The 9839-nt window shown below is 70.1% G+C and carries 10 protein-coding genes; 6 read left to right on the forward strand and 4 right to left on the reverse strand.

Annotated elements, in window-relative coordinates; translation table 11 throughout:
• The first annotated feature begins 34 nt into the window (after positions 1 to 34).
• Entirely contained in the window at positions 35 to 400 is a 366-nt protein-coding gene (locus B2W79_RS08375; RefSeq protein ID WP_396654698.1) for a DUF485 domain-containing protein, read from the forward strand.
• A complete protein-coding gene (locus B2W79_RS08380; RefSeq protein WP_071328808.1) occupies positions 397 to 2034 on the forward strand; it encodes a solute symporter family protein in 1638 nt (545 codons plus the stop codon). The genes B2W79_RS08375 and B2W79_RS08380 overlap by 4 nt, the downstream gene beginning before the upstream one ends.
• 62 nt (positions 2035 to 2096) lie before the next feature.
• Here the strand turns inward: B2W79_RS08380 and B2W79_RS08385 are convergent, their stop codons facing one another.
• Positions 2097 to 2609: a methylated-DNA--[protein]-cysteine S-methyltransferase gene (locus B2W79_RS08385; RefSeq protein ID WP_292788558.1), complete on the reverse strand. Its 513-nt coding sequence runs from the start codon at positions 2607 to 2609 to the stop codon at positions 2097 to 2099.
• A 227-nt stretch (positions 2610 to 2836) separates the two neighbouring features.
• Here B2W79_RS08385 and B2W79_RS08390 point away from each other — a divergent pair, with 227 nt between their 5' ends.
• Together B2W79_RS08390 and B2W79_RS08395 are read left to right on the forward strand one after the other, a co-directional pair.
• Positions 2837 to 6517: an AAA family ATPase gene (locus B2W79_RS08390; protein ID WP_256209423.1), complete on the forward strand. Its 3681-nt coding sequence runs from the start codon at positions 2837 to 2839 to the stop codon at positions 6515 to 6517.
• Entirely contained in the window at positions 6510 to 6707 is a 198-nt protein-coding gene (locus B2W79_RS08395) for a hypothetical protein (protein ID WP_071328805.1), read from the forward strand. The genes B2W79_RS08390 and B2W79_RS08395 overlap by 8 nt, the downstream gene beginning before the upstream one ends.
• Positions 6708 to 6776: 69 nt before the next feature.
• Here B2W79_RS08395 and mscL read toward each other — a convergent pair whose 3' ends face one another.
• From mscL to B2W79_RS08410, 3 genes are read right to left on the reverse strand one after another with little or no spacing between them, the layout of a single operon-like run.
• The gene (gene mscL / locus B2W79_RS08400) at positions 6777 to 7208 is read right to left on the reverse strand and encodes a large conductance mechanosensitive channel protein MscL (RefSeq protein ID WP_062636366.1); all 432 of its coding nucleotides are present in this window, start codon (positions 7206 to 7208) and stop codon (positions 6777 to 6779) included.
• A 24-nt stretch (positions 7209 to 7232) separates the two neighbouring features.
• Positions 7233 to 7505 carry an FmdB family zinc ribbon protein gene (locus B2W79_RS08405; RefSeq protein WP_025105556.1) on the reverse strand — a complete coding sequence of 91 codons (273 nt, stop codon included), beginning with the start codon at positions 7503 to 7505 and terminating at the stop codon, positions 7233 to 7235.
• Positions 7506 to 7520: 15 nt separating this feature from the next.
• Complete coding sequence (locus B2W79_RS08410; protein WP_071328804.1) at positions 7521 to 8117, reverse strand: 5-formyltetrahydrofolate cyclo-ligase; 597 nt, start codon at positions 8115 to 8117, stop codon at positions 7521 to 7523.
• Positions 8118 to 8157: 40 nt separating this feature from the next.
• Here B2W79_RS08410 and galU point away from each other — a divergent pair, with 40 nt between their 5' ends.
• The gene (galU, locus tag B2W79_RS08415) at positions 8158 to 9045 is read left to right on the forward strand and encodes a UTP--glucose-1-phosphate uridylyltransferase GalU (RefSeq protein ID WP_071328803.1); all 888 of its coding nucleotides are present in this window, start codon (positions 8158 to 8160) and stop codon (positions 9043 to 9045) included.
• A 45-nt stretch (positions 9046 to 9090) separates the two neighbouring features.
• Positions 9091 to 9702 carry a GNAT family N-acetyltransferase gene (locus tag B2W79_RS08420; RefSeq protein ID WP_060921801.1) on the forward strand — a complete coding sequence of 204 codons (612 nt, stop codon included), beginning with the start codon at positions 9091 to 9093 and terminating at the stop codon, positions 9700 to 9702.
• Positions 9703 to 9839: the final 137 nt, after the last annotated feature.

The raw sequence follows: 9839 nt of genomic DNA on the forward strand, positions 1-9839 counted from the left end.
CACTCGGGCGGCGACGGCCGCGCGTGCAGCGGACATGTGGCAAGGAGGCCCCGTGAGCGAACCAATTCCGACCCCTCAGAACGGTGCGATCAATTATGTCGCCGTCGAGCAATCCCCCCGATTCCTGCGGTTGAAACGGACGCAGCGGTCCTTCATCTTCCCCCTCGCCGCGTTCTTCCTCGTGTGGTATTTCGTCTACGTGCTGCTGGCGGCATTCGCCCGCGATTTCATGGCCCAGCGCGTCTGGGGCGATATCACCGTCGGGCTGCTCTTCGGGCTCGGTCAGTTCGTGACGACATTCGCCATCACGATGGCGTACGTCGCATTCGCGAATAGGAAGCTCGATCCGCTGGCGTCGGAGATCCGTGAAGAACTCGAGAAGGCGCAGGCGGACGCATGACCATCATCCGCACGGCCACCGAGGATGTCGCACTCGACATCAACCCGGTGTTCAACATCTCGATCTTCCTGGCCTTCGTCGCGGTGACATTGTTCATCGTCATCCGCGCCAGCCGGAACAACAAGACGGCCGCCGACTACTACGCGGCCGGACGCTCCTTCACGGGACCCCAGAACGGATTCGCGATCGCGGGCGACTACCTGTCCGCGGCATCGTTCCTCGGCATCTGCGGTGCCATCGCGATCAACGGGTACGACGGATTCCTCTACTCCATCGGATTCCTCGTCGCCTGGCTGGTCGCGCTGCTGCTCGTGGCGGAGCTCATGCGCAACACGGGCAAGTTCACGATGGCGGACGTGCTCTCGTTCCGCTTGAAGCAGCGCCCGGTGCGGATGGCGGCGGCGATCACCACGCTCGCTGTCTGCTTCTTCTACCTCCTCGCGCAGATGGCGGGTGCGGGCGGTCTCGTGTCTCTGCTGCTCGGGATCGACGGGCGCGTCGGGCAGTCGGTCGTCATCGCCGTCGTCGGCATCCTCATGATCGTCTACGTGCTGATCGGCGGGATGAAGGGCACCACGTGGGTGCAGATCGTCAAGGCGGTCCTCCTCATCGGCGGCGCACTGGCGATGACGATCTGGGTCCTCGCGATCAACGGCTTCAGCCTGAACACCCTGCTGGAGGCTGCCGTGGCCAACTCCGACAAGGGCGAGGCGGTGCTGGCGCCGGGCCTGCAGTACGGCGCCAACCCGTGGGATTTCCTGTCCTTGGGCATGGCACTGGTGCTCGGCACCGCGGGGCTGCCGCACGTGCTCATGCGCTTCTACACCGTGCCGACCGCCAAGGAGGCGCGGCGTTCGGTGGTGTGGGCGATCTGGCTGATCGGCGGGTTCTACCTGCTCACGCTGGTGCTCGGTTACGGAGCCGGTGCGCTCGTCGGCGCCGATGTGATCGCCGCGGCACCCGGGGGAGTGAACTCCGCCGCGCCGCTGCTGGCGTTGAAGCTCGGCGGTCCCGTGCTCCTCGGGTTCATCTCCGCGGTGGCGTTCGCCACGATCCTCGCGGTCGTCGCCGGACTCACCATCACGGCGGCGGCGTCGTTCGCGCACGACATCTACGCGAACGTCATCCAGAAGGGACGGAAAGACGCGGAGGGCAAGCCGGTCGAGGCTGACCCCAACGGCGAGGTGCGGGTCGCTCGCCGGACGGTCATCGTCATCGGCATCCTCGCGATCGTCGGCGGCATCGGGGCGCAGGGGCAGAACATCGCCTTCCTCGTGGCACTCGCCTTCGCGGTGGCGGCGTCGGCCAACCTGCCGACGATCCTCTACTCCCTGTTCTGGCGCCGGTTCACGACGCGGGGCGCGGTGTGGAGCATGTACGGAGGGCTCGGGTCGGCGATCATCCTCATCATCCTGTCGCCCGTGTTCTCCGGCACGCCCACGTCGATGATCCCCGGGATCGACATCGCCATCTGGCCGTTGAACAACCCGGGCATCGTGTCCATACCGCTCGGATTCGCCCTCGGCTGGCTCGGAACCGTCACCAGCACCCGGCGCGAGTCTCCCGAGCTGGCAGCCGAGATGGAGGTCCGCTCGCTCACCGGCTTCGGTGCGGAGAAGGCCGTCGACCACTGACGCGACCTCCTCGGGTGCGGGCCCGGCGGCCTACTCGCCGGGCCCGCACCCCAGGGGCGGTCTCACCGAGACTCGAGGTCCAGCAGGAAGCGCTTCCGCTCCGGGTGGCCGCCGTAGTGCCCCGGCGAACCGTCGGAGCGCACGACCCGGTGCACGGGCACGATGATCGAGAACGGCGTGAGGCGGCACGCCGTCCCGACGGCGCGGGCCGCTCCCGGATGCCCGGCGAGCACGGCGACCTCTCCGTAGCTCAGGGTCTGGCCCCAGGGGATGTCGCTCACGGTGTGCAGCGCCGTCCGGTGGAACCCGTCCACGAGGCGCCAGTCGAGGCGGATGTGCTCGTCGAAGCGCACGGGCTCGCCGTCGAAGTACGCGTCGAGGAGCGGGACGAGCTCGTCGGCGGCGCCGGGGTCGGGCTCCGGGACTGCACCGAGCTGTCGCGACACGCTCTCGAGCAGCCACGGCACCTGCGGGTCTGCGGACTCGGAGAGATCGAAGCGCACGATGCCCTCGTCGGAGAAGACCGCGAGGGCGTCGCCGAAGGGCGTCGGAGCGAAGTCGTAGCGGAAAGTCATGTCCCCATCCTGACCGGCCCGTTCGACCCGAGAGAACCGGTCGTCGGCCTGGTCGCGCGTTCCGTGGACAACGTGAGCGCACGACCGCGCGGGGAGGAGCAGTCCGAGCGGGCGTCGTACCGGCTGTTTTTCACCGGAAACCCGCCGTGGATACCGATCTCCGACGGTGTCGCGCCTAGGGTGTGAGTGTGTGGCGACGGGAAAGCAGGTCTGCGAACAACACAGCGGTGGACAGCGCTGTGTCCCTCGGTGACCTGCACGACTCGTCCACCGGAGTCGGCATCGCGCACGCCGCCGAGGCCGAGCGCACGCGTCTGCGGGCCGAAGCCGCCGATCTGGGCGGTCCTTCGCCGCTGAGCAGCTTCCGCGACGGGCCTGAATCCGGGATCGACATCTCCAAGGCGCACCCGGGCAGTCTTCCGCAGTTCATCACCGGCAAGTCGACGCTCCTGTCCAACCTCTTCCGCGACGAGGTGGGCCTGCGCACCGCGCGACTGGCCGCGGAGCGGATCACGGCCAAGAACACCGAGCTGCGCACGGTTCGCGGCATCGAGGCGGTGCACCTCGCCGTCGGCGTCGCCCGATGGCGCATCGGCGGGGCGACGTTCGCCGCTCCCGTCCTGCTGCGCCCGCTCGCGATCCGCCGCCACCACACCGACTTCGAGCTCAAGCTGCAGGGCGCATTCGAGGTGAATCCGGAGCTCGTCCGCGTCGCCCGCGAGCACTTCGGACTGTCCCTCGACGCCGCGGCCCTCGCCGCGCTCGCCTACGACGGCGGCATCTTCAAGCCGCAGCCCGTGATCGACAGCCTGCGCGGCCTGACCCGATCCATCGAGACGTTCTCCGTCGAGCCGCGACTCGTCGTCTCCACCTTCGCCGACGTCGCGGGTGCCATGGCCCAGGACGGCGGCACCCTCGACCACCCGGTCCTCAACGCGCTCGGCGGCCACGTCGGCGATCGCGAGCAGGTCACGGCACCGCGCGCCGTCCCGCACCACGTCGGTCCGGACGACCGCGCGCCCGCCTCGGACACGCTGCTCCTCGACGCGGATGCCGAGCAGGAGGCGGTGCTGGCCCGCATCACCGCCGGTCACTCCCTCACCGTGGCGACGCTGCCGGGCACCGGGGGCACCCAGACCGTCATCAACGCGCTGGGCGAGCTCGTCCGCGCGGGCAAGAAGGTGCTCGTCGTCTCGGCTCGCCGGTCGACGCTCGATGGTGTGCGCCACCGCCTCGCCGGCATCGGCCTCGATGGCCTCGCGGTGTCCCCGGCGAGCCTGCGCCGGGACCTCGTCCGTGCGATCGGCAGGAACGAGAAGGCCACCGCACCCAAGGTGAGCGAGGTCGACGACGCGCTCGTGCGGCTGCGCACGGTACTGCGCGACTACCGTGATGCGCTGACCGTCCCCGTCCCCGGTCTCGACGCCTCCGTCCTGGACGCGACCCGCCACCTCACCCGCCTCGCGTCCCTGTCGATCCCGCCGTCGACCACGGCTCGATTGAGCGTGGACGCCCTGCGAAGGCTCGCCAAGGACCGCACGGAGGCGGCCGCAGCGCTGGCGCAGGCCGCTCGCCTCGGCGAATTCCGCGTCGGACCGAACGACTCGCCCTGGTACGGGGTCACCTTCGGCAGCACCGAAGCGGCCCGCGCCGCCCATGAGCTCGCCGGACGCCTCCACGCCGACAGCGTGCCCGCCCTGCTCGAGCGCGGGTACGAGCTCATCGCGCAGACCCATATGCGGCCGTTCTCCACGATCGACGAGCTCGGCGATTACCTCGAGCTGCTGCAGGGGATCCGCGACACCCTGGACCGGTTCAGCCCGACGGTGTTCGAGCGTCCGCTCGGGGAGCTCATCCAGGCGCACGGCTCGCGACGGGACGCGCCCGGCATGTCCGGGGCCAACCGCCGTCGGCTCCGCCGCCTCGCCAAGGAGTATGTCCGCCCCGGCGTGCACGTGACGGAGATGCACGAGGCGCTGCTGCGCATCCAGACCCAGCGCACCCAGTGGCAGCGCTACGTGGACGCGGGCGTCGCCCCGGAGATCCCGCTCGGGCTCGCCGACGTGTTCGCCGCCTGGCAGCGGGTGGAGGCCGAGCTCGCCGAGCTGGACGCGGCACTCGGCCGCCGCGAACCGCTGTCCTCGCTGCCGGTCGCGCGACTCGTGCGCATGCTCGCGGGTCTCGCCGCGAAGTCCGACGTCTTCGAGAACCTCGTCGAGCGCGCGCAGCTGCGCGACAAGCTCGCCCTTCTCGGCCTGGAGCCCCTGCTGACCGAGCTCTCGGTGCGCCACGTCTCCGAAGCGCGGGTGGGGGACGAGCTCGAGTACGCCTGGTGGCAGTCCCTCCTCGAACGAGCGCTGCAGGACAACCGTGCGCTGCTCGGAGCGAACACCGCGGTGGTCGACCGCCTCGAGCGCGACTTCCGGCTGGTCGACGAGGCGCACGCGGCCATGGCCGGACCGCTGCTCGCCTGGCAGCTCGCGAACCAGTGGCGCATCGCCATCGTCGACGAGCCCGAGCAGTCCCAGAACCTGCGCCGCGCCCTGACCCAGTCCGCCACGACGGCGGCCGAGGTCGTCAGCGCCGCACCGACCCTCGTCGACGTGCTGGCTCCGGTCTGGATCTCGTCGCCCTACCTCGTCCCGGAGATCCCGGACGCGGTGGAGTTCGACACCGTGCTCCTCGTCGATGCCGCGGCCATCAACCTCGCCGAGGCGGCCCCGGCCATCCGCCGTGCTCGCCAGGTCGTCGCCTTCGGAGACCCGGTCACGCAGCGGCCCTCTCCCTTCCGCATCGCGGTCGACCCCGTGGAGGACTGGGAGGAGGAGGTCCCGTTCGACGAGGTCTCCGTCTTCGAGCGCCTGTCCGAGCTGTTCCCCGTGATGACGCTGACCCGGAGCTACCGTGCCGGCGGCGAGGATCTCGCGGAGCTCATCAACGACGCGTTCTACGGCGGTGAGATCGTCTCCCTTCCGTGGGCCGGATCGTACCTGGGCCGCGGCAGCCTCACGGTCGACTACGTCGAAGGAGGCACCGGGACGCCCGATCCCGTCTCCGGCGCCGTCGAGAGCCCGGACGCCGAGGTCGCCCGCGTCGTCACGCTGGTCGTCGAGCACGCGGTGCATCGCCCGACGGAGTCGCTCATGGTGGTCACCGCCAGCACCCGTCACGCGGAGCGTGTGCGCGCCGCTGTGACCGCCGCCTTCGCCGGCCGCTCCGACGTCGCGGACTTCGTCGCGCGCGACACCGCGGAGCCGTTCGCCGTGCTCACGCTCGAGGAGTCCGTCGCGGAGAGCCGCGACCGCGTCATCTTCTCGCTCGGCTTCGGGCTCACCAAGCACGGCCGGGTCCTCAGCGACTTCGGCGACCTGTCGACGCCGGACGGCGAGCGGCTGCTGACGGTCGGGATGACCCGGGCGCGGCGTTCCATGGTGATCGTCTCGTCCATCCGCCCCTCGGCCTTCGACGACGGGCGTCTCGAGCACGGCGCGGCCACGCTCATGTCGATCCTCGGCGGTCTCGCGGCTCGTGCCCGCGATGCGAGGCTGGAGGATCTGGCCGACCCGCTCACGCTCGCACTGGCCAGGGAGCTCCGGCGTCTCGGGGCCTCCGTCGACGTCGACTACCGGGGGCTTCTGCCGCTCGTGGCGCAGCACAAGGGCAAGGCCGTCGTGATCGAGTCCGATCCGGAGTCCCGGGGGGAGTCGCTGCGCGAGACGCTCCGACTGCGCCCTCATGTGCTCCGCCGCCTCGGCTGGCACTACGTCCGCGTGCACGCGTTCGACCTCTACAGCGACCCGCGCACCGTGGCGTCGCGGATCGCGACGGTGCTCGGCATCTCGGAGTCGGCGCCGCGCGCGGAGAACGACACGCAGCCCCTCGACCTCGGCGACCACCGGAATGACTGACGGCCGTGACGAGCCGCGTCAGCGGGTCGTCCGGGTGCCGGGCTCCCGGCGGGCGCGTCTGACGCCGGTCGAGGGCAGCGACCCGACGCCGGAGGTCCCGGAGGGTGAGACGCCGCGCCGGTCCGCCCCCGGCGATCGGAAGGGGCCCAACGACGACCAGCTCCTCCGCGACGTGCCTCCGCACTACTGACGCGGCCCCCCGGAAAGAGGAAGACCCACGGCCCTCCGAGGAGAGCCGTGGGTCGTCAGGCCGGTGCGGTCAGACGCCGCGTGGGCCCTGCTGGGTCTTGAGCAGATCGCGGATCTCGACGAGCAGCTCCGCCTCGGTCGCGGCGGCCGGCTCCTCCTCCGGCTCCTCGGCCGGCGTGCCCTTGCGCGCCTCGACGTGGGCCTTGAACGTGTTCATCGGCAGGACGAAGACGAAGTAGACCACGACCGCGACGGCGAGGAAGCTGATGATCGCCGAGATGAGGTCGCCGATCGGGAAGGTGACCTTCTCGCCGTAGATGTTCGTGATCTGGATGCCGAACTTGCCGGCCGCATCGGCCTTGAGGAAGAGCGCGATGAGCGGGTTGATGACGCTGTTCACCACGGCCGTCACGACGGCCGTGAAGGCGGTGCCGATGACGACCGCGACGGCGAGATCGATGACGTTCCCGCGGAGCAGGAAGTCCTTGAAACCTTTGAGCATGGAAACCCCCAAGTCGACTGGGCCTCAGTTCGAGGCGGGAGTCGACGCAGCAGCCGGTTTGGCGCTCGTCGTCGAATCCGACTTCGATGATGCCGAAGCATCCTTCGAACCCCCGGATTTGGCGCGCGAGTCCGTGCGATAGAAGCCGGAGCCGTTGAAGGTCACGCCGATCGAGCCGTACTGCTTGCGCAGTGCGCCGCCGCACTCGGGGCAGACCGTGAGCGCGTCATCGGAGAAGCTCTGGACGGCGTCGAACTGGTGCCCGCACGCGGTGCAGGCATAGGCGTAGGTAGGCATGGCGGTCCTTGCGGGTCAGCGTCGCCGAGGCGACAGATGCAGCGTCTGCGACGGGGTCACGATGCCGTCGACCGGCTGATCGTGCACCTCGCGCGGCAGTTCGTCGAGTACCTCGGAATCATAGATCACCGCGTACACCGGAGGGCATTTCTCCATGGAGCCGATGGTCTTGTCGAAGTAGCCGCGGCCCCAGCCCATGCGCATCCCCGAGCGGTCGACGGCGGCGGCGGGGACGATCATCAGGTCGACGTCGTTCACCGCGATCGGTCCCAGCACCTCGCCGGTCGGCTCCGGCAGGCCGTACAGGCCTTCCGCGATCTCGTCGGTGTCGTCGGCGACCGCCCAGTCGAGCAGTCCGTCGGAGCGCGTGACGGGGAGGAGGACCCGGATCCCGCGGCGGACCGCGCGGGTGACGAACTCTCTGGTGCCCGGTTCCGTGGTGGTGGAGAGGAAGCAGGAGACGGAGCGGGCGCCGAGCTCGTCGACGAGGGCGTCGAGGCGCTCGCCGATCGCCGCGGCAGCGGCCTCGCGCTGCGGATCGGACAGCAGCTGACGCCGCTCGCGCAGCTCCGCGCGGAGGGCTCGCTTGGCGTGCTCGACGTCGTTAGCCATGGTCCGAGTCTAGGGCGGCCCCCACCGGTAGGCTGTGGGAATGGCTCACGAGAAGATCAAGGCTGTCATTCCCGCCGCCGGACTGGGGACACGATTCCTGCCCGCGACGAAGGCGATGCCGAAGGAGATGCTCCCCGTCGTCGACAAGCCGGCGATCCAGTACGTCGTCGAGGAGGCGGCGAACGCCGGGATCGAGGACATCCTCGTGATCATCGGGCGCAACAAGAACGCGATCTCCAACCACTTCGACTCCGTGCCGGAGCTCGAGGTGAAGCTCATGGAGAAGGGCGACACCGGTCGCCTGGAGCGCGTGATGAAGTCGAGCGACCTCGCCGACATCCACTTCGTCCGCCAGGGCGAGCCCAAGGGTCTCGGCCACGCCGTGCTCCGCGCCAGGACGCACGTCGGCGACAGCTCGTTCGCGGTGCTGCTCGGCGACGACCTCATCGACGAGCGCGACCCGCTGCTCACGGAAATGATCGCGGAGCACGAGCGTACGGGCGCCGCCGTCATCGCCCTCATGGAGGTCGACCCGGACAGCATCCACATGTACGGCGCCGCCGCCGTCGAGGCGATCGAGGGATCCGACGCCGTGCGCGTCACGGGCCTCGTCGAGAAGCCCGCGAAGGAGGACGCCCCGTCCAACCTCGCGATCATCGGTCGCTACGTGCTCCCCGCGTCCGTCTTCGAGATCCTCGAGCGCACCGAGCCCGGCAAGGGCGGCGAGATCCAGCTCACCGATGCCCTGCAGGAGCTCGCGACGGCGGACGGCGGTCCCGGCGTGGTCGGCGTCGTCTTCGGGGGCCGCCGCTACGACACCGGCGACCGTGTGGACTACATCAAGGCGATCGTGCAGCTCGCGGCCGACCGCGACGACCTGGGCTCGGAGCTGCGCCCCTGGCTCAAGGACTTCGCGGAGCGCCTCTAGGCGCCTCGCGGTCGGCGGAGGTGCGGCGTGGAGCTGTCGACGGGGATGCGGCACGGACCGGTCGAACTGCGTCTGATCCGGACGAAGGACGCGCGGCCTCTGCAGCAGGAGCTGCTCGCGAATCGCGCGTGGCTGCAGCCGTGGGAGGCGACGATCCCGCACGGGGCGGTCTCCTTCGACATGCGGGTCAGCATTCGCCGGCTGCTCCAGCAGTACCGGGATGGCGGCGGCTACCCGTTCGTCATGGAGTACGACGGTGAGGTCGCCGGACAGCTGAACGTCTGGGGCGTCGCGCGGGGCTCGCTGTGCTCGGCGACGATCGGCTATTGGGTGAGCGAGCGCTTCGCGGGGCGGGGGATCACCCCGACCGCGGTCGCGCTCGCGACCGATGCCTGCTTCACGGAGTACGGGTTGCATCGGATGGAGATCTGCATCCGGCCCGAGAACGCCGCGAGCCTGCGGGTCGTGCAGAAGCTCGGCTTCCGGTACGAGGGGCTGCGCCGTCGGTACATCCACATCGACGGGGACTGGCGCGACCACTACGCCTTCGCCCTCACGCAGGAGGAGGTTCCCCAGGGCGTCCTCGCCCGGTGGATCCACGGGCAGGTGCCGCCGCACGCGGCGACGATCCCGCCGGCGGACCGCATCAGCCTCTGACGTCGCCCGTTGCGGAAGGACACGCCGCGACACGCGCCCCGACTGCACGGCGCGGCCGGTCCGCCGCCGTTACCGTTGACCTATGGACGGGCCGGTGCTGAGCGGGGGAGTGATCGTGCTCGTCGCCGTGCTCCTGT

The organism is Microbacterium sp. UBA7513, assembly GCF_002478345.1.
Lineage (GTDB): Bacteria > Actinomycetota > Actinomycetes > Actinomycetales > Microbacteriaceae > Microbacterium.